At 66.2% G+C, this 18,950-nt stretch carries 20 protein-coding genes; 8 read left to right on the top strand and 12 right to left on the bottom strand.

Going from position 1 to position 18,950, the window contains the following annotated elements:
• Nucleotides 1-40 precede the first annotated feature (40 nt).
• The 4 genes from infA to trxB all read right to left on the bottom strand — a co-directional run bounded on the left by infA (nucleotide 41) and on the right by trxB (nucleotide 2,820).
• Entirely contained in the window at nucleotides 41-259 is a 219-nt protein-coding gene (gene infA, locus ACFOJE_RS03735; protein WP_002553999.1) for a translation initiation factor IF-1, read from the bottom strand.
• A 103-nt stretch (nucleotides 260-362) separates the two neighbouring features.
• Nucleotides 363-1,070, bottom strand: a complete 708-nt coding sequence (locus ACFOJE_RS03730) for an arginyltransferase (protein WP_377812926.1) — start codon at nucleotides 1,068-1,070, stop codon at nucleotides 363-365.
• Nucleotides 1,071-1,148: 78 nt separating this feature from the next.
• Nucleotides 1,149-1,829, bottom strand: coding sequence for a leucyl/phenylalanyl-tRNA--protein transferase (gene aat, locus ACFOJE_RS03725; protein ID WP_377812925.1), 681 nt, complete (start codon nucleotides 1,827-1,829; stop codon nucleotides 1,149-1,151).
• Between the two features lie 43 nt (nucleotides 1,830-1,872).
• The gene (trxB, locus tag ACFOJE_RS03720) at nucleotides 1,873-2,820 is read right to left on the bottom strand and encodes a thioredoxin-disulfide reductase (RefSeq protein WP_377812923.1); all 948 of its coding nucleotides are present in this window, start codon (nucleotides 2,818-2,820) and stop codon (nucleotides 1,873-1,875) included.
• Nucleotides 2,821-3,168: 348 nt separating this feature from the next.
• Here trxB and ACFOJE_RS03715 point away from each other — a divergent pair, with 348 nt between their 5' ends.
• The 6 genes from ACFOJE_RS03715 (at nucleotide 3,169) to cysG (ending at nucleotide 11,080) form a co-directional block, all read left to right on the top strand.
• A complete protein-coding gene (locus tag ACFOJE_RS03715) occupies nucleotides 3,169-5,967 on the top strand; it encodes a DNA translocase FtsK (protein ID WP_377812922.1) in 2,799 nt (932 codons plus the stop codon).
• A 26-nt stretch (nucleotides 5,968-5,993) separates the two neighbouring features.
• Nucleotides 5,994-6,617 carry an outer membrane lipoprotein chaperone LolA gene (lolA, locus tag ACFOJE_RS03710; protein ID WP_377812921.1) on the top strand — a complete coding sequence of 208 codons (624 nt, stop codon included), beginning with the start codon at nucleotides 5,994-5,996 and terminating at the stop codon, nucleotides 6,615-6,617.
• A gap of 8 nt (nucleotides 6,618-6,625) precedes the next feature.
• Nucleotides 6,626-7,951 carry a replication-associated recombination protein A gene (locus ACFOJE_RS03705; RefSeq protein WP_377812920.1) on the top strand — a complete coding sequence of 442 codons (1,326 nt, stop codon included), beginning with the start codon at nucleotides 6,626-6,628 and terminating at the stop codon, nucleotides 7,949-7,951.
• Complete coding sequence (gene crcB, locus ACFOJE_RS03700) at nucleotides 7,948-8,322, top strand: fluoride efflux transporter CrcB (protein ID WP_377812919.1); 375 nt, start codon at nucleotides 7,948-7,950, stop codon at nucleotides 8,320-8,322. Before ACFOJE_RS03705 ends, crcB begins: the two co-directional genes overlap by 4 nt.
• A 16-nt stretch (nucleotides 8,323-8,338) precedes the next feature.
• A complete protein-coding gene (serS, locus tag ACFOJE_RS03695) occupies nucleotides 8,339-9,619 on the top strand; it encodes a serine--tRNA ligase (protein WP_377812918.1) in 1,281 nt (426 codons plus the stop codon).
• 69 nt (nucleotides 9,620-9,688) lie between these two features.
• Nucleotides 9,689-11,080 carry a siroheme synthase CysG gene (gene cysG / locus ACFOJE_RS03690; protein WP_377812917.1) on the top strand — a complete coding sequence of 464 codons (1,392 nt, stop codon included), beginning with the start codon at nucleotides 9,689-9,691 and terminating at the stop codon, nucleotides 11,078-11,080.
• Here cysG and ACFOJE_RS03685 read toward each other — a convergent pair.
• The 7 genes from ACFOJE_RS03685 to ACFOJE_RS03655 all read right to left on the bottom strand — a co-directional run bounded on the left by ACFOJE_RS03685 (nucleotide 11,077) and on the right by ACFOJE_RS03655 (nucleotide 15,339).
• Nucleotides 11,077-12,129, bottom strand: coding sequence for a glutathione S-transferase family protein (locus ACFOJE_RS03685; RefSeq protein WP_377812916.1), 1,053 nt, complete (start codon nucleotides 12,127-12,129; stop codon nucleotides 11,077-11,079). The genes cysG and ACFOJE_RS03685 overlap by 4 nt on opposite strands.
• Before the next feature lie 84 nt (nucleotides 12,130-12,213).
• Nucleotides 12,214-13,194, bottom strand: a complete 981-nt coding sequence (locus tag ACFOJE_RS03680) for a glycosyl transferase family protein (protein WP_377812915.1) — start codon at nucleotides 13,192-13,194, stop codon at nucleotides 12,214-12,216.
• Nucleotides 13,191-13,526, bottom strand: a complete 336-nt coding sequence (locus tag ACFOJE_RS03675) for a TusE/DsrC/DsvC family sulfur relay protein (RefSeq protein WP_377812914.1) — start codon at nucleotides 13,524-13,526, stop codon at nucleotides 13,191-13,193. The genes ACFOJE_RS03680 and ACFOJE_RS03675 overlap by 4 nt, the downstream gene beginning before the upstream one ends.
• Nucleotides 13,523-13,819 (bottom strand): sulfurtransferase complex subunit TusB, encoded by a 297-nt coding sequence (gene tusB / locus ACFOJE_RS03670; protein WP_377812913.1) that lies wholly within the window; start codon nucleotides 13,817-13,819, stop codon nucleotides 13,523-13,525. Before tusB ends, ACFOJE_RS03675 begins: the two co-directional genes overlap by 4 nt.
• Complete coding sequence (gene tusC, locus ACFOJE_RS03665) at nucleotides 13,819-14,178, bottom strand: sulfurtransferase complex subunit TusC (RefSeq protein WP_377812912.1); 360 nt, start codon at nucleotides 14,176-14,178, stop codon at nucleotides 13,819-13,821. Before tusC ends, tusB begins: the two co-directional genes overlap by 1 nt.
• 1 nt (nucleotide 14,179) lies before the next feature.
• Entirely contained in the window at nucleotides 14,180-14,572 is a 393-nt protein-coding gene (gene tusD / locus ACFOJE_RS03660; RefSeq protein WP_377812911.1) for a sulfurtransferase complex subunit TusD, read from the bottom strand.
• 98 nt (nucleotides 14,573-14,670) lie between these two features.
• Complete coding sequence (locus ACFOJE_RS03655; protein ID WP_377812910.1) at nucleotides 14,671-15,339, bottom strand: Bax inhibitor-1/YccA family protein; 669 nt, start codon at nucleotides 15,337-15,339, stop codon at nucleotides 14,671-14,673.
• A 189-nt stretch (nucleotides 15,340-15,528) separates the two neighbouring features.
• Between ACFOJE_RS03655 and ku the strand changes: the two genes are divergently transcribed.
• Nucleotides 15,529-16,413: a non-homologous end joining protein Ku gene (gene ku, locus ACFOJE_RS03650; protein WP_377812909.1), complete on the top strand. Its 885-nt coding sequence runs from the start codon at nucleotides 15,529-15,531 to the stop codon at nucleotides 16,411-16,413.
• Between the two features lie 6 nt (nucleotides 16,414-16,419).
• Here the strand turns inward: ku and ACFOJE_RS03645 are convergent, their stop codons facing one another.
• Nucleotides 16,420-16,581, bottom strand: a complete 162-nt coding sequence (locus ACFOJE_RS03645) for a hypothetical protein (protein WP_377812908.1) — start codon at nucleotides 16,579-16,581, stop codon at nucleotides 16,420-16,422.
• Nucleotides 16,582-16,869: 288 nt separating this feature from the next.
• Between ACFOJE_RS03645 and ACFOJE_RS03640 the strand changes: the two genes are divergently transcribed.
• Nucleotides 16,870-18,888, top strand: coding sequence for an alpha-1,4-glucan--maltose-1-phosphate maltosyltransferase (locus tag ACFOJE_RS03640; protein WP_377812907.1), 2,019 nt, complete (start codon nucleotides 16,870-16,872; stop codon nucleotides 18,886-18,888).
• Nucleotides 18,889-18,950: the final 62 nt, after the last annotated feature.

The raw sequence follows: 18,950 nt of genomic DNA, 5'->3' as shown, positions 1-18,950 counted from the left end.
GCCCGGCATGCCGGGCGTTTTCATTATGGTCACAGTCAGCTTAGCGGGCGCGGTAAGTGATGCGACCCTTGCTGAGATCGTAAGGCGTCAGCTCGACCCGCACCTTGTCGCCGGTGAGGATACGGATGTAATTCTTGCGCATCTTGCCGGAGATATGCGCGGTAACGACATGCCCATTTTCCAACTCCACGCGGAACATGGTGTTGGGCAGGGTGTCGACGACAGTGCCTTCCATCTCGAAGCTGTCTTCTTTCGACATGCAGTAAAGCCCTCGGGATACAGTTGAATGGCTCAGCGCAGCTGGCGCGCGAGCAAAAACGGCGTGCATTGTGCCTGAAAATAGCCAATAACGCCACCAGCGCTCACGTCAAGGTAATCCAGCGCTGATTCACCAATAGTTCTATCGGACGATATTGGGTTTTGTAGTTCATCTTCCGACAGTTTTTGATCCAGTAGCCCAGATAGACAGCTTGCAAGCCGAGCCTCGCCGCTTCGTGAACCTGCCAGAGAATACAATAGCGTCCGAGGCTGCGATGTTCTTCGTCGGGGTCGTAAAAGGTATAGACCGCCGAGAGCCCGTTCGGTAGGACGTCGGTTACCGCGACGGCCATGAGCCGTTCGTTTTCGCGAAACTCGTAGAAGCGCGAAAAGGGCAGATCACGGACCAGAAAGGTCGAGAACTGGTCGCGGCTGGGCGGATACATGTCTCCGTCTGAATGCCGTCGTTCGATATAGCGTGCATACAGCCTGTAGTATTCATCGTTAAAGGTCGGCCGCACGGCCCGCACACGGAGGGCCTGATTGCGTCTCAGGATCTTCCGCTGCTGCCGGTTCGGGATGAAGTCGGCAGCTGGAATCCGGGCCGGGATGCAGGCGTTGCACTGCTGGCAGTGGGGGCGATAAAGATGGTCGCCACTGCGTCGAAATCCCATGTCCGACAGTTCGGCGTAGACGTGCACATCCATTGGCTGACTGGGGTCGAGGAACAGGGTGGTAGCCTGCTCTTCGGGCAGATAGCTGCAGGCATGCGGTTGAGTGGCATAGAACTTAAGGCGAGCCAGCTCGGTCATGGTCAACCCTCTGAATAGCCCTGGCTACTGAAGTCTTCAGTAGTCTTCGATCAGTGTATGCCAGGCTGCGGGCCTCTTCTAGGCAAGCCAATCAGCGGCGCTAGGGCAATCGAGGTAACGCCGCAGATAATCGGCGAATTGACTGCGGGAGATCTCCCGGGCCCCCAGGCTGTGCAGGTGCTGAGTGGGCATCTGGCAGTCGATCAGGACGAATCCCCACTCCTTGAGTCGCGCCACCAAGGTCGCGAAGCCAACCTTCGATGCGTTGTCCGTTCGGCTGAACATGGATTCGCCGAAGAATAGTCGCCCCATCGCCAAGCCATATAGGCCCCCGACCAGTGTTCCGTCTTGCCAGACTTCCACTGAGTGGGCGATGCCCCGTCTGTGCAGCTCCAAATAGGCAGACTGCATCTCCGGGGTGATCCAGGTTCCATCGGTGTAATCGCGTGGAGCAGCGCAGGCCCGGATTACAGTGGCAAAATCCCGGTCGAAGGTGACTTGGAAGATGTTCTGGCGCAGGGTCTTGCGCAAGCTACGGGAGAGATGCAATTCGTCGGGGAAAAGCACGGTGCGCGGATCGGGAGACCACCAGAGCAGCGGCTGTCCCTCCTGATACCAGGGGAAGCAGCCGTGGCGGTAGGCTCGGATCAGGCGTTCGACGGAGAGGTCGCCACCGGCTGCCAGGAGGCCATTGGGTTCGCGTAGGGCCCTGTCCAGGGGAGGGAAGCTCGAACTGTCGCGTTGCAGCCAGGTCAGCATGGCGGGACCGATAGAGGAGGGCGGACTCAGTCCGCCATGGGTTTCAATTGTCCAGGAACTTCTCGGCATCCAGCGCAGCCATACAGCCGGCGCCGGCCGAGGTGATGGCCTGACGGTAGACATTGTCTGCCACGTCGCCTGCCGCGAACACGCCCTCGATACTGGTTTCGGTGGCATCTCCCGCATTGCCGCCCTTGACGACCAGATAACCGTCGCGCGTGGCCAGTTGGCCTTCGAAGAGCTCGGTGTTCGGCTTGTGACCGATGGCGATGAAGACGCCGGTCAGCTGCAATTCCTCGGTCGCGCCGGTTTGGGTGTTCTTCAGGCGAACCCCGGTGACGCCGGAGGCATCGCCAAGTACCTCGTCGAGGGTCTGGTTCCAGTGAATGCGAATGTTGCCGTGCTGGGCTTTCTCGAACAGCTTGTCCTGCAGGATCTTCTCGGAGCGGAGCTTGTCGCGCCGATGGATCAGGTGCACTTCCTTCGCGATGTTGGAGAGATATAGGGCTTCCTCGACGGCGGTATTGCCGCCGCCTACCACGCAGACCACCTGGTTGCGATAGAAGAATCCGTCGCAGGTGGCGCAAGCGGAAACGCCCTTGCCGGAGAAGGCTTCTTCCGAAGGCAGTCCGAGGTACTGGGCGGATGCTCCGGTGGCGATGATCAGGGCGTCGCAGGTGTAGGTACCGCTGTCGCCGACCAGGGTGAAGGGCCGCTGCTGCAACTTGGCGGTATGAATGTGGTCGTAGACGATCTCGGTATCGAAGCGCTCGGCATGTTTCTGCATACGCTCCATGAGAGTCGGGCCGGTAAGTCCTTCGACGTCGCCGGGCCAGTTGTCGACTTCCGTGGTGGTGGTCAATTGGCCGCCGGGCTGGATGCCAGTGATCAGCAGGGGCTTCAGATTGGCGCGAGCAGCATAGACGGCGGCGGTATAGCCGGCCGGGCCGGAACCCAGGATGATCAGGCGCGAGTGCTTGACGTCATTCATAAAAAGTCCCCATAAGCCTTTGTCGTGTAAGAGAATGCATGCTCCAATGGAGCCGCAGGGAAATAGTTGACGGCTATGCTACACCGAAGGGCGAGAGGGCAGCAAAAACGGGCTGGAGCAGCCGTGTGGCATGGTATGGGGCTGACAAAACCGTACAATATCCGACGACTGAGACCGCCTGTTTCCGGTGGTTGCGGAATTGACTCGCGGGCCATGGGCCCGAATCCCGAAAATCGGCTTGGACACTGCACGAAAGACGCCTGGCTGTCTGTCCGGATGACGGCTGCATGGGCGTCGGCTGAATCGTAATCTTAGATGGGGAAGCGCCGCGGGCGCAGGAAAACGCGTTTGAAGAAATCTTCTACTACCGCACAGTTGCCAGTTTGGCGTCAGCATTTGCATGCCCGACTCAAGGAGGGGGCCCTGATCGCGATGGGCGTCCTGTGCCTGTATCTGTGGATGGCATTGCTGACTTACGATCGCGCCGACCCGGGGTGGAGCCATGCCAGCAACGTGGAACAGGTTCACAATCTCGGCGGCCGCGCAGGCGCCTGGTTTGCCGATATCCTGTTCATGGCCCTCGGGTATTTCGCCTATCTCTTCCCTCTGCTGCTGGCGATCAAGACGACCCAGGCCTTCAAGGCACGCCACGAGCCCTGGCGCTGGAACGGCTGGTTGTTCTCCTGGCGCCTGGCAGGGCTGGTGCTCCTGCTGATATCGGGGTCTGCGCTGGCTTTCATCCATTTCCAGTCGCCCTCCGAATTGCCGGCGTCCCCGGGGGGAGCCCTCGGCGGGATTCTCGGTCATCTGGGGATGAGTCTGCTGAACGTGCATGGCAGCACTCTGGTGTTTCTGGCTCTTTTCGTGTTCGGCCTGACCGTTTTCACCGATCTGTCCTGGTTCGGGCTGATGGACCTGACCGGGAAGATCACCCTCGATCTCTTCGACTTGGTCCGCAATGCCATCGTTCGCTGGTGGAGCGCTCGGGTCGAACGCAGGCGGTTGGTTGCCCAGTTACGGGAAGTCGATGCGCCGGCCAAGCCTGTCGATGCGCCGGTCAAACAGAAAGAGGAGACGGCTCCTCCCCGCAAGGAGAAGGGAATCGTATTGCCCAAGATCGCTCTCCCGACAGTCGCCGTCCCTCGCGCCGAAGCCAGGATCGAACCGCGGATCGAGCCCTGGATCGATGCGCCGCTCGACGAGGAGTCTGTGGATGCCGTCGAGCCGGTGGCGCCACAGCCGCAGTCCGCTAGCCAGGTCCAGGTAACGAAGGCGGCACCGGAGATTCGCCCGGTTTCGGCTCCGGTCGAGGAGCCGGTGAGCCATGAGCCGCTTTTCGCGGACCGGGACGAGATCCCGCTCGGCGATGAGACGGCACTCAAGGCCGATGAAAAGGTGGATGAAGCACTGCCCTGGGCCGATGAGGTGCCGTTCTCGGTCGACGAGGAGCCTCACCAGGCCCCGGTGCCGGTGAGGGAGTCCTACAGCCCGGCAGTCTCCCCAAGGCCGACCGTGGAGATGGCAGCCGAGCCGGAAAAACGACCCGCTCCGGTCATCACCCCCCTGTCGGAATCCATCGCTCCGCGACCGGTCACGCCTGTCCAGGTCGTCACCCGGCCGGCTCCGACGTTCGTCGACAGCGCCCTGGCCGGAACTCTGCCGCCGATCTCTCTGCTCGATCCGGCCGAGAAGAAGTCGCAAAATTATTCGGCCGAAGCACTGGCTAATCTCTCGCGCCTGCTCGAGATCAAGCTCAAGGAGTTCGGCGTCGAGGTCACGGTCGAGTCCGTGCACCCGGGCCCGGTCATCACCCGCTTCGAGATTCAGCCGGCGCCGGGGATCAAGGTCAGCCGCATTTCCAACCTGGCCAAGGACCTGGCGCGCTCCATGGCCATGATCAGCGTACGTGTGGTGGAAGTCATTCCCGGCAAGACCACCGTGGGCATCGAGGTTCCCAACGAGGACCGGCAGATGGTGCACTTCTCCGAGGTGCTGTCATCCCCCGAGTACGAAGAGGCCAAATCGCCGGTCACCCTCGCGCTCGGTCACGACATCGGCGGGAAGCCGGTTATCGCCGACCTGGCGAAGATGCCGCACTTGCTGGTGGCCGGTACCACCGGCTCGGGTAAGTCGGTGGGGGTCAACGCCATGATCCTGTCGATCCTGTTCAAGTCGACGCCGGAAGAGGCGCGCCTGATCATGATTGACCCGAAGATGCTCGAACTGTCGATCTACGAGGGCATCCCGCACCTGCTCTGCCCGGTGGTGACCGACATGAAGGAGGCGGCCAATGCCCTGCGCTGGAGCGTGGCCGAGATGGAGCGGCGCTACAAGCTCATGGCGGCGATGGGCGTGCGCAACCTGGCCGGCTTCAACCGCAAGATCAAGGACGCAGAGGAGGCCGGCATGCCGCTCGGCGATCCGCTGTACCGCCGCGAGAGCATGGACGACGAGCCGCCGTTGCTGAAGCCGCTGCCGACCATCGTGGTAGTGGTCGACGAATTCGCCGACATGATGATGATCGTCGGCAAGAAGGTCGAAGAGCTGATCGCCCGTATCGCACAGAAAGCCCGTGCCGCCGGCATCCACCTGATCCTGGCGACCCAGCGCCCGTCGGTGGACGTGATCACCGGCCTGATCAAGGCCAACATCCCGACCCGGATGGCCTTCCAGGTTTCCAGCAAGATCGACTCGCGCACCATTCTCGACCAGGGCGGCGCCGAGCAGTTGCTCGGCCACGGCGACATGCTCTATCTGCCGCCCGGCACCGGACTGCCGATCCGCGTGCACGGCGCCTTCGTCTCCGACGACGAGGTGCACCGGGTGGTCGAGGCCTGGAAGCAGCGCGGCGCTCCGGACTACATCGAAGACATCCTGTCCGGCGTGGAAGAGGGCGGCAGCGGCTTCGACGGGGGCGGTGGCGGCGAGGGCGGCGAGGGCAGCGAGGAGGATCCGCTCTACGATGAGGCCGTCCGCTTCGTCACGGAAAGTCGGCGCGCATCCATTTCCGCTGTTCAGCGCAAGCTGAAAATAGGCTATAACCGCGCCGCACGGATGATCGAGGCCATGGAGATGGCTGGTGTCGTGTCGTCGATGAATACCAACGGCTCGCGGGAAGTGATCGCCCCGGCGCCGGTTCGCGACTGATCTCCCACGCTCACAAGAGAAAACCCATGCGCCTTGTCCGCCTGCTGTTGCTGTCCGCTCTGACCCTCGTCCTCCTGCCCGTGCAGGCCGACGAGCGCTCGATCCAGCGTCTGACCCAGTTGCTCAACCAGGCACAGACCCTGACGGCACGCTTCTCCCAACTGACCCTGGACGGCTCCGGCACCCAGTTGCAGGAAAGCGCCGGCGAACTGGCCCTGAAGCGCCCGGGGCTGTTCCGCTGGCACACCGACGAGCCGATGGAGCAGCTGCTGGTCTCCAACGGCCAGAAGGTCTGGCTCTACGACCCGGACCTGCAGCAGGTAACCATCCAGACCCTCGATCAGCGCCTGACCCACACGCCGGCGCTGCTGCTCTCCGGCGACGTGTCCAAGATCGGCGAGAACTTCGAGATCACCCACAAGGAAGCCGGGGGCGTGGTGGATTTCATCCTCAAGCCGAAAGCCAAGGACACGCTGTTCGACAACCTGCGCCTATCCTTCCGCAATGGCGTGGTCAACGACATGCAGCTGATCGACAGCGTCGGCCAGCGCACCAACATCCTGTTCTTCGGGGTGAAGATGAACCAGAAGATCGATGCCGCGCAGTTCGTCTTCAAAGTGCCGGCAGGTGCCGACGTGATCCAGGAGTGATGCCCTAGGTGGACCTGTTTCGAGCCGATCCCGTCGCCCAGCCCCTGGCCGCGCGCCTGCGCCCGGCCAGCCTGGACGAGTACGTCGGTCAGGAGCATCTGCTGGCCCGCGGCAAGCCGCTGCGCGAGGCGCTGGAGCAGGGCGCCCTGCACTCGATGATCTTCTGGGGCCCGCCGGGTGTCGGCAAGACCACCCTGGCGCGGCTGCTGGCCAAGGTCACCGACGCCCATTTCGAGACGATCTCGGCGGTGCTCGCCGGGGTCAAGGAGATCCGCCAGGCGGTCGAGGTCGCCCGCCAGCAGGCGGCCCAGTACGGTCGGCGCACCATCCTGTTCGTCGACGAGGTGCACCGTTTCAACAAGTCCCAGCAGGACGCCTTCCTGCCCTACGTCGAGGACGGCACGCTGATCTTCATCGGTGCGACCACCGAGAACCCGTCGTTCGAGCTGAACAACGCGCTGCTTTCGCGGGCGCGGGTCTACGTCCTGAAAAGCCTGGACGAGGCGGCCTTGCGCAAGCTGGTCGAGCGAGCCCTGGGCGAGGACAAGGGGCTCGGCAAGCGCCGGCTGAGCCTGCCGGACGACAGCTTCAGGATGCTGCTGGCCGCGGCCGACGGCGACGGGCGGCGCATGCTCAACCTGCTGGAGAACGCCGCCGATCTGGTCGAGGACGGCGAGGCGATCGGCGTCGAGCTGCTGCAGGACCTCCTGGGCGATAGCCGCCGGCGCTTCGACAAGGGCGGCGAGGCCTTCTACGACCAGATCTCCGCCCTGCACAAGTCGGTGCGCGGCTCGAATCCCGATGCCGCGCTCTACTGGTTCGCGCGCATGCTCGATGGCGGCTGCGACCCGCTGTACATCGCCCGCCGCGTGGTACGCATGGCCAGCGAGGACATCGGCAACGCCGACCCGCGCGCCCTGAGCCTGTGCTTGGCCGCCTGGGACGTGCAGGAGCGCCTAGGCAGCCCCGAGGGCGAGCTGGCGGTGGCCCAGGCCATCGTCTACCTGGCCTGCGCGCCGAAGAGCAATGCCGTCTACACGGCCTTCAAGGCGGCCCGCCACGATGCCGAGGCCCATGGCTCCCTAGAAGTGCCGCTGCACCTGCGCAATGCGCCGACCAAGCTGATGCAGCAGCTCGGCTACGGCGAGGAGTACCGCTACGCCCACGACGAACCGGAGGCCTATGCTGCCGGCGAGGACTATTTTCCGGAGGCGCTCGAGCCGCGTCGCTACTACCAGCCGGTGCCGCGCGGCCTGGAGCTGAAGATCGGCGACAAGCTGCAGCATCTGGCCGGGCTGGACCGGGCGAGCCCCAGGCAGAGGCGCAAGCGATGATCCGCCTGATCCTGGCCGTGTCCGCCGGCGGCGTGATCGGCACCCTGCTGCGCTTCGCCGTATCCAGCTGGGTCAACACCCATCTGCCCAAGTACTTCCCGCTGGCGACCCTGACCGTGAACCTGATCGGCTGCCTGCTGATCGGTTATCTGTACGGGCTGTTCGTCGGTCGTCCGGAGCTGCCGGCAGAGCTGCGCAGCGGGCTGATTCTCGGCTTTCTCGGGGCGTTCACCACCTTTTCCTCCTTTTCCCTGGATACCCTGCGCCTGCTGGAAAACGGCGCGGCGGGGGTCGCTCTGGGCTATATATCGCTCAGCGTGCTCGGCGGCCTGCTGGCCACCTGGGCAGGGCTGGGACTGGCCAAACTCTGACAGAACGAGAACCGACATGCTCGATCCGAAACTGATACGTACCCAGCTGCAGGAAGTCGCCGATCGCCTGGCGACCCGCGGCTATCAACTGGACGTGGCGCGTATCGAGGCGCTGGAAGCCCAGCGCAAGACCGTGCAGACCCGCACCGAGCAGCTGCAGAACGAACGCAACACCCGCTCCAAGGCGATCGGTCAGGCCAAGCAGCGCGGCGAGGACATCGCCCCGCTGATGGCCGAGGTCAACCAGCTGGGCAGCGACCTGGAGAACGGCAAGCGCGAGCTGGAGGCGATCCAGGCCGAGCTGGACGCCCTGATGCTGGGCATCCCCAACCTGCCCCACGAGTCGGTGCCGGTCGGCGCCGATGAAGAGAACAACGTCGAGGTGCGCCGCTGGGGTACCCCGCGCAGCTTCGATTTCGAGATCAAGGACCACGTCGCCCTCGGCGAGCAGCACGGCTGGCTGGATTTCGAGACCGCCGCCAAGCTCTCCGGCGCTCGCTTCGCCCTGATGCGCGGCCCCATCGCCCGGCTGCATCGCGCCCTGGCCCAGTTCATGCTCGACCTGCACACCGGCGAGCACGGCTACGAGGAGGCCTACACCCCCTATCTGGTGCAGGCCGGCGCGTTGCAGGGCACCGGCCAGCTGCCCAAGTTCGAGGAGGATCTGTTCAAGATCCGCCGCGAGAGCGAGGCGGATCTCTACCTGATCCCCACCGCCGAAGTCTCGCTGACCAACATCGTCAGCGGTGAGATCCTCGACGCCAAGCAGCTGCCGCTGAAGTTCGTCGCCCACACCCCGTGCTTCCGCAGCGAGGCCGGCGCCTCCGGGCGCGACACCCGCGGCATGATTCGCCAGCACCAGTTCGACAAGGTGGAGATGGTGCGCATCGTCGAGCCCGCTAAGTCCTACGAAGCGCTGGAGGAGCTGACCGCCAACGCCGAAGCGGTGCTGCAGCGGCTGGAGCTGCCGTACCGGGTGCTGGCGCTGTGCACCGGCGACATGGGTTTCGGCGCCACCAAGACCTACGACCTGGAGGTCTGGATTCCCAGCCAGGACAAGTACCGGGAAATCTCCTCCTGCTCCAACTGCGGCGACTTCCAGGCGCGGCGCATGCAGGCGCGCTGGCGCAACCCGGAAACCGGCAAGCCGGAGCTGGTCCATACTCTCAACGGCTCGGGCCTGGCGGTCGGCCGGACCCTGGTGGCGGTGCTGGAGAACTACCAGCAGGTCGACGGCTCGATCCGCGTGCCGGATGCGCTGAAGCCCTACATGGGCGGAATCGAAGTCATCGGCTGATCGCGTCAGCAGTTCCATACGGGGTGGCTCCGGCCACCCCGTTTCGTTTCACCCGTCGAGAGTCGTGCCATGGATTACCTTCCGCTGTTCCATAACCTCAAGGGTCGCCGTGTGCTGCTGGTCGGCGGCGGCGAGGTCGCCCTGCGCAAGGCGCGTCTGCTGATCGAGGCCGGCGCCGTGCTGCGGGTGGTCGCGCCGCAGATCGGACCGGAGCTGGCCGAGCTGGCGGAGCAGGGCGGCGGGCAGTGCCTGGCGCGCGGCTACCAGCCGGCGGATCTGGCCGGCTGCGTGCTGGCCATCGCCGCCACCGACGATCAGGCATTGAACGCCGAGGTTTCCCGGGATGCCCAGGACGGCGGCGTGCCGGTCAACGTGGTGGATGCGCCGGCCCTGTGCAGCGTGATCTTCCCGGCCATCGTCGACCGCTCGCCGCTGCTGGTCGCCGTCTCCAGCGGCAGCGACGCGCCGGTGCTGGCACGGCTGATCCGCGCACGGCTGGAGACCTGGATTCCGTCGGCCTACGGCCAGCTGGCCGGTCTGGCGAAGCGGTTCCGCGCCCGGGTCAAGGAACTCCTGCCCGACGTGCAGCAGCGCCGGGTGTTCTGGGAGGAGGTGTTCCAGGGGCCGATCGCCGAACGGATGCTGGCCGGGCAGGCCGGCGAGGCCGAGCGGTTGCTCGAGGACAAGCTCGCCGGGGCGGCGCCCCGCACCTTGGGCGAGGTCTATCTGGTCGGCGCGGGGCCGGGCGATCCGGATCTGCTGACCTTCCGCGCCCTGCGCCTGATGCAGCAGGCCGACGTGGTGCTCTACGACCGCCTGGTGGCGCCGGCCATCATCGATCTGTGCCGGCGCGATGCCGAGCGCGTCTACGTCGGCAAGCGCCGCGCCCATCACGCCGTGCCCCAGGAGGAGATCAACCGGCTGCTGGTGGAGCTGGCCCGGCAGGGCAAGCGGGTGGTGCGCCTCAAGGGCGGCGATCCCTTCATCTTCGGCCGCGGCGGCGAGGAAATCGAGGAGCTGGCCGCCCACGGCGTCCCCTTCCAGGTGGTGCCGGGCATTACCGCGGCCAGCGGTTGCGCCGCCTATGCCGGAATTCCGTTGACCCACCGCGACTACGCGCAATCGGTGCGCTTCGTCACCGGCCACCTCAAGGACGGCAGTTTCGATCTGCCCTGGAAGGACCTGGTGGCGCCGGCGCAGACCCTGGTGGTGTACATGGGCCTGGTCGGCCTGCCGGTGATCTGCGCCAAGCTGATCGAGCACGGCCGGGCGGCCGACACGCCGGTGGCGCTGATCCAGCAGGGCACCACCCCGCAGCAGCGGGTGATCACCTCGACCCTGGCCGAGCTGCCCGGGCGGGTGGAACAGGAGAAGGTCGCGGCGCCGACGCTCCTGATCGTCGGCGAAGTGGTGCAGCTGCGGGACAAGCTGGCCTGGTTCGAGGGGGCTCAGGGCCGCTAGGGGCCGGGGCTTCGCTGCGCAGGGCGAACGGATTCGCCCCTATAGGCGCCCGGTCTTTCCCAGACGCCCCGTCCCGGCAGGTGCGCCCGGTCGTGGGGGCGGTCCAGATCCAGGGCCGGCCCCTTGGGGACGATGCCGGTGGGATTGATGGTCCGGTGGCTGGCGTAGTAATGGCTCTTGATGTGGGTGAAATTCACGGTCCCGGCCACGCCCGGCCATTGGTACAGCTCGCGCAGCCAGCCGGACAGGTTCGGATAGTCGACGATGCGCCGCAGGTTGCACTTGAAGTGTCCGTGATAGACGGCATCGAAGCGGATCAGGGTGGTGAACAGGCGCCAGTCGGCCTCGGTCAGGTACTCGCCGGCCAGGTAGCGCCGTTCGCCCAGCAGGGTTTCCAGCACGTCCAGCTCGGCGAACAGCCGGTCGAAGGCCTCCTCGTAGGCGGCCTGGGTGGTGGCGAAGCCGGCGCGGTACACGCCGTTGTTGACGTTCGGATAGATGCGCGCGTTCAGCGCGTCGATCTCTCCGCGCAGGGGCGCGGGATAGAAATCCAGGCGCGAGCCGGTCAGGCCGTCGAAGGCCGAGTTGAGCATGCGGATGATCTCCGCCGATTCGTTGTTGACGATGCGCTCCAACTGCCGGTCCCACAGCAGCGGCACTGTGACGCGGCCGGTATAGGCCGGATCGTCGGCGGTGTAGCGCTGGTGCAGGTAATCGAAGCCATCCAGGGCGTCGCCCGTGGAGCCGTATTGCGGATCGAAGGTCCAGCCGTGCTCGCCCATCAGCCAGCCCACCACGGAGACCCCGATCAGCGCCTCCAGGCCTTTCAGCCTGCGCAGAATCAGGGTGCGATGGGCCCAGGGGCAGGCCAGCGACACGTACAGATGATAGCGTCCGGTTTCGGCGGCGAAGCCTCCGGTGTCGCCGGGGCCGGGGCTGCCGTCGGGAGTGATCCAGTTGCGCCGCTGGGCCTGTTCGCGCCGGAAGCGGCCGTCCTTCGAGGTGTCGTACCACTGGTCGTGCCAGCGGCCTTCGATGAGCAGGCCCATGATGCCTCCCGTAGCGATGCGGAGAGGTCAGTGTAGCGGGCCTCGCTCAGCGAAAAGGCGCAAAGCTCGGGTCGTAACCATCGATCATTTCGATCGGTCGCGCTCGTCCCAGTAGCGTTGCGCGCGGACCATGGCCTCCTCGCGGGGCGTGCCGAGGGCGCGCAGGGCCAGGGCCATGGTCGCCAGCACGGCCAGCCGGCCGTAGTCGTCGTCGACTTCGCCGCGCCAGAAGGCCTGCAGCCAATCCGGGTCGAGGGACTCCGGCTTGACGTGGCGCTGCGGCGCCAGGGCCGGCCATTCCTCGTCCCAGCTCGCGCCGTCGGCCGTGCCGTAGAGATGGCTGGTGGCGTCCGGGTTGATCTCGATCTCGCCGCCGTCGCCCTTGATCACGATGGCGTTGTCGCCGAGCAGCCGGCTGGCCTCGCGGTGCACCGCCTGGTAGCCGGGATGGAAGATGCTCTGCAGGCTGCAGCGCGCGCCGAGCGGGTTGAGCAGACGCGCCAGGGAGTGGATCGGCGAGCGCAGGCCGAGGGTGTTGCGCAGGTCGATCATCCGCTGCAGCCGCGGCATCCAGGCGCCGAGCGGAATGAAGGCCAGGTTGCCGGCCGCGAGGGCCTGCTCCACCTGCGCCCAGTCCTTACACAGGGGAACGCCTAGCCGGTCGAGCAGCTGCTCGGTGTAGAGCCGTCCGGCGGTGTGCGCACCGCCGCCGTGCAGGAGGATGCGCACGCCGTGCTGGGCCAGGCATTTGACCGCCAGCAGGTACCAGGGCAGGTGGCGCTTCTTGCCGGCGTAGCTCGGCCAGTCCAGGTCGAGGTTCAGGCCGGCCGGAGGATGCAGCCGGGCGCGCACGGCTTCGGTGAAGCCGGCCAGCTCCTCGGGGCTTTCCTCCTTGTGCCGCAGCAGCATGAGAAAGGCGCCGAGCTGGGTGTCCTCGGTCTTGCCGTCGAGCAGCATGCCCATGGCCTCGCGGGCTTCCTCCCGGGTCAGGCCGCGCGCGCCGCGCTTGCCCTTGCCGAGGATGCGGACGAACTGGGCGAAAGGGTGTTCCGTAACGGTGGTCATAGGCAATTCGTCGGTTTCGGCAGGCCGGCCAACTTGGCGGCCAGTTTGGCGGGGGTGCCCTTGAACAGGCGGTTCAGGTGCAGGCTGTTGCCTTTCTCCGGGCCGAGCTGCTGGGCGACGTACTTGATCAGCGGACGGGTCGCCGGCGACAGCTGGAACTCTGCGTAGAAGGTGCGCAGCAGACGGAGGATTTCCCAGTGCTCGGCGCTCAGCTCCAGCTCCTCGCGTGCGGCCAGGGCTTCGGCGACGGTCTCGGACCAGTCCTGCAGCTCGATCAGGTAGCCGTCCTTGTCCAGGGGCAGGCGGCGGCCGGCGACGTTCAGGTCGCTCATAGCCAGCCGTTGACCTTGGCGTAATGGGTGCACAGCTCGACGAAGCCGGGGTAGTCCACCGTCTTCACCCGTTCGGGGAGCCCGACCTGGCGCGCGGCCACGTCTTCCGCGAGGGCATACAGCTTGATCGAGTCGGGCAGGCGCTCCAGTTCCTGCTGCGGCGCGCTGCCGGGTTGCAGGGCATGGCAGGCGTCGCCGCAGAGCAGCAGGCCGTCGTGGGGGCCGAGCAGGCGCAGGACGCTGTCCAGGCGGCTGGCGAACGGCGATTGGGAAAGCAGATGCAGGGTAGCCATCAGAGCGTGATCACCAGGTCGTAACGGTCGAGGAGATTCGCCAGCTCCGGTCCTTCCAGCAGAGTGACCGGCAGGCTCAGGGGCTGGCCGTCGAGGCTGCGCAGACGCAGGCTCTGGCGGCAGACGTAGAGGTCTTCCACGCCGAACAGCGGGAGGGCCTGGAGGTTGGCGCCGAGGTCCTTCTGCTCGATGGCGGCGGGCTGCTGCTTGGGCACCAGCTGGAATACGCCGTCATCGAGGAACAGGATGCCGATCGGCAGTTCGTAGGCGCCGCCGGCCAGGGCGATGTCCAGCGCCTCGCGGGCGCCGGGGCCGCCCCAGGGGCTCTGGCGGCTGATGAGGAGCATCGACTTGGCCATCTCAGGCACCTCCGAAGCAGACCAGACGGTCGGCCTGCTGGGCTGCCTCGTGCAGCTGGCCGAGTCCGGACAGCTCCCACGGCGGCGCGACGCTGACCGCCGTGCGGCCGTAGCGCTTCGCTTCTTCCTCGTTCAGCTCGCCGCGGCGCAGGGCGGCGGCGATGCAGACCACGGCATCCAGCCGGTGGTTCGCGACGAAGGCGCGCCACTGGGCGGGCAGATCCGCCTCGTCCTGGGGCGTGACGACCCCGCCCGAAGCGTTGTGCACGCCGTCCTGGTAGAAGAACAGCCGGTTGATCTCGTGGCCGCCGGCGAGCACGGCTTCGGCGAAGCGCAGCGCCCGCCGCGAGGACGGCGCGTGGGGAGGCGAGAAGAGGGCGATGGCGAATTTCATGACGCGTGGCCGCAAGAAGAAGAGAAAGTAGAAATGATACGCCAGAAAAGCGAAAGCCCGCAGCGAGCGGGCTTTCGTACCGGCGGAGGGAGCGTCCGTCAGTCGTCGGAGCTCACCACGCCGAAGATCTGCAGCAGGCTGACGAACAGGTTGTAGATGGACACGTACAGGCTGATCGTCGCCATGATGTAGTTGCGTTCGCCGCCGTGGATGATCGCGCTGGTCTGCATCAGGATGCAGGCCGAGGAGAACAGCACGAAGCCGGCACTGATCGCCAGTTGCAGGCCGCTGATCTGGAAGAACAGGGCGGCCAGTGTGGCGGCGAGCAGGACGAAGAAGCCGACGGTGACGAAGCCGCTGAGGAAGCTCATGTCCTTGCGGGTGGTCAGCACGTAGGCGGACAGGCCGCCGAACACCACGGCGGTCATGGCGAAGGCCGCGGACACCACTTCGCCGCCGTTGGCCATGCCCAGGTAGCGGTCGAGGATCGGGCCCAGGGTGTAGCCCATGAAACCGGTCAGGGCGAAGGTGGAGACCAGGCCCCAGGCCGAGTCGCGCAGCTTCACGGTGAGGAAGAACAGGCCGTAGAAGCCGATCAGCACGACGAAGACGTTCGGATAGGCCACCTTCATCTGCTGGGCCGCGAAGGCCACCAGGCCGCTGAAGGCGAGGGTGAGCGCCAGCAGGCCGTAGGTGTTGCGCAGGACGCGGCTTACCTCCAGCTGTTCGGCTTGCGCGGATCTGAGTGCGTAGTTCTGTTCGTGCATGACACGCTCCTTACTGGAACAGTTTCCGTATTTCGATAGCGTGATCATAACAAAGGGGAGCGGGCTGCCAACCCACAGAGTTTGACAGTGTATTTCCGGCGCCAAGGCTCGGGCCCGGCTCCGCTCGAACTTTTTCGCCAGGACGCCGGTCCACCGCAGACAGCTTCCCACCCACCAAGGAGGCAGGCCATGCCACGCACGATCTGGAAGGGCGCGGTCAGTTTCGGTCTGGTGCACATCCCCGTGGCGGTAGTGCCCGCGACCCGCAGCAGCAGCGCAATCGACTTCGACTGGCTGGACCGACGCAGCATGGACCCGGTCGGCTACAAGCGGGTCAACAAGGTGACCGGCGAGGAGCTGGAGGCCAGGGACATCGTCAAGGGCGTGCAGTACGAGAAGGGCCGCTACGTGGTGCTCAGCGACGAGGAGATCCGCGCCGCGCATCCCAAGGCGACCCAGACGGTGGACATCCTCTCCTTCGTCGATGCGGAGAAGATCCCCTTCCTCTACCTGGACACGCCGTACTACCTGCTGCCGGACAAGCGCGGCGAGAAGGTCTACGGGCTGCTGCGCGAAGCCCTGACCGCCACCGGCAAGGTCGCCGTGGCCAACGTGGTCCTGCGCAGCAAGCAGCACCTGGCGGTGATCATGCCGCTGGACGGCGCGCTGGTGCTGGACACCCTGCGCTGGGCCGACGACGTCAGCGGGGTCGACTCCCTGGAGCTGAAGCCGGAAGTCCTCGAACCCGAGCTCAGCGAGCGCGAGCGGGACATGGCCGTGCGCCTGGTCGAGGGCATGAGCGAGGACTGGGACCCGCAGCGCTATCACGACAGCTTCCAGGCCCAGATCATGCGCCTGGTGGAGCAGAAGGCCGAGGCCGGCAAGATCGAGGAGGTCGGCGCGGAGGAGGAGGTCGAGGCGCCCGGCGCCGAGGTGATCGACCTGACCGAACTGCTCAGGCGCAGCCTGCGGCCCAAGGCCGGCGAGAAGGCCGCAGCTCCGCACGGCGCCGCTTCCGGCCGGGGCGGCGCGAAGGGGGCGGCGGGGCGGCGCACGACCAAGAAGGCTGGCTGAGCCCGCCTACTTGTCCGTTTCTTCCTCGGTGGTGTGGGTCAGCTTGCCGTCGTTCGGCGGGGTGTACTTGATCTCTTCGGGCGGCTCGTATTCCGGCTGCTGCGGGAAGTCCCCCGGATGGTTCCAGACCACCGGGTCGGGCTGGGGAATGTCGGATCGCTGGTTCATCTCGCACTCCTGGCGGTTCGTTACGGCGGTCGGCCAAGCAAGACCGCGATGCACGGATTATCGTTTATAGGAGGCCGGTACGCCGGCGGGGTTCCCGCGGCGACGGGCCGCGGGACGAGCGGATGCGTGCTTCGCCACTGAACTTTTCCGGCCCTCCTGTCTCGGAATCAGCATGGCCGGGAAAGGCGCGCGGCGCCAAGTACCGATCGTCCTCGTGCCCTCGCCGGGCGGCCAGTCCGCGTCGGCGAGACGGTGAGCCCGTTCTGCGAAGCCTTGAGGAATGAGCCGATGCCCGACACCTGGTCCCAGGACTTGCGCCAGCCCGGCGTGCATTGCGAGAACCATCGGCCGAGCCTGGACGAAGCGCTGGAGCTGCCGCGCATCGCCATCGAGGACACCGAGCCGGTGATCGACAACGGCCGCTTCGCGGTCAAGGCGATCGCCGGCCAGCCGGTGACGGTCACCAGCACCATCTTCACCGACGGCCACGACCAGCTGGCCGCCGCGTTGTACTGGCGGGCGGACGGCGAGGCCGGCTGGCACCGCCTGCGCATGAAGTTCGTCGGCAACGACCGCTGGCAGGCAGAGTTCACCCCGCTGCGGGTGGCCCGCCACCTGTTCGTGGTCGAGGCCTGGTGGGACGTCTATGCCAGCTACCGGCACGACCTGCAGAAGAAGCACGCCTCCGGCATGATCCTCACCCTCGAGCTGCAGGAGGGGCGTCTGCTGCTGCAGCAGGCCAGCGAGCGCAGCCAGGGCGAGGTCCGCGCCCTGCTGGACGACCTGCTCGACCGGCTGGACAGCGTTTCGCACACCGAGGCGGTGAGCCTGCTGCTGAGCGGCGAGGCGTCGGCCGCGATGGCCGCCGCCGACCCGCGCCCGCACCGCTGCCACAGCCTCGCCTATCCGCTGGAGGTGGAGCGCGAGCTGGCCCAGTTCGCCAGCTGGTACGAGCTCTTCCCGCGTTCGCAGACCGACGAGCCGCACCGCCACGGCACCTTCCGCGACGTCATCGCACGCCTGCCGGCGATCCACGACATGGGCTTCGACGTGCTCTATTTCCCGCCGATCCACCCGATCGGCAAGCGCTTCCGCAAGGGCCGCAACAATAGTCTGGAGCCCGGGCCGGACGATCCCGGCAGCCCCTACGCCATCGGCAGCGAGGAGGGCGGCCACGAGGCCATCCACCCGCAGCTCGGCAGCCGCGAGGATTTCCGCGCACTGGTCGCCGCCGCCGGCGAGTACGAGCTGGAGATCGCCCTGGACTTCGCCGTGCAGTGCTCCCAGGACCATCCCTGGCTGCAGCAGCATCCGGGCTGGTTCTCCTGGCGCCCGGACGGCAGCATCCGCTACGCGGAGAACCCGCCGAAGAAGTACCAGGACATCGTCAACGTCGACTTCTACGCCGCGGACGCCATCCCCGACCTGTGGGTGGCCCTGCGCGACGTGGTGCTGGGCTGGGTGGCCGAGGGGGTGAAGATCTTCCGCGTCGACAACCCGCACACCAAGCCGCTGCCGTTCTGGGAGTGGCTGATCGGCGACGTGCGCGGCCGGCACCCGGAGGTGATCTTCCTCTCCGAGGCCTTCACCCGCCCGTCGATGATGCTGCGCCTGGGCAAGCTCGGCTTCTCCCAGAGCTACACCTACTTCACCTGGCGCAACACCAAGGAAGAGCTGGCCAGCTACTTCGCCGAGCTCAACCAGGCGCCGGCCCGGCACTGCATCCGCCCCCACTTCTTCGTCAACACCCCGGACATCAACCCCTTTTTCCTGCAGCACTCCGGGCGCGCCGGCTTCCTCATCCGCGCCGCCCTGGCGACCATGGGCTCGGGGCTGTGGGGCATGTACTCGGGCTTCGAGCTGTGCGAGTCGGCGGCGCTGCCGGGCCGGGAGGAGTACCTGGACTCGGAGAAGTACGAGATCCGCCCGCGCGACTACCAGGCACCGGGCAACATCGTCGCCGAGATCGCCCAGCTCAACCGCATCCGCCGCTACAACCTGGCGCTGCAGACCCACCTGGGCCTCGAGCTCTACAACGTCTGGAACGACAACATCCTGCTGTTCGGCAAGCGCACGGCGGATCTGTCCAACTTCGTCCTGGTGGCGATCAACCTCGACCCCTGGCACCCCCAGGAGGGCAACTTCGAGCTGCCGCTGTGGGAGTTTGGCCTGCCCGACCACGCCGCCATGCACGGCGAGGATCTGATGAACGGCCATCGCTGGACCTGGCACGGCAAGGTCCAGTGGACCCGCCTGGACCCCGACTACCTGCCCTTCGGCATCTGGAGGCTGACGCCGCCCGGGTGAGCGGACGCGCCGAGATCCGCCGCCGGACAACCCCGTGCATCGTTTCCACAGACGAGAGAATC

The sequence above is a fragment of the Azotobacter bryophylli genome (assembly GCF_042643485.1).
In the GTDB taxonomy this organism is placed as follows: Bacteria; Pseudomonadota; Gammaproteobacteria; order Pseudomonadales; family Pseudomonadaceae; genus Azotobacter; species Azotobacter bryophylli.
This window is presented reverse-complemented; position numbering and strand designations above follow the sequence as displayed.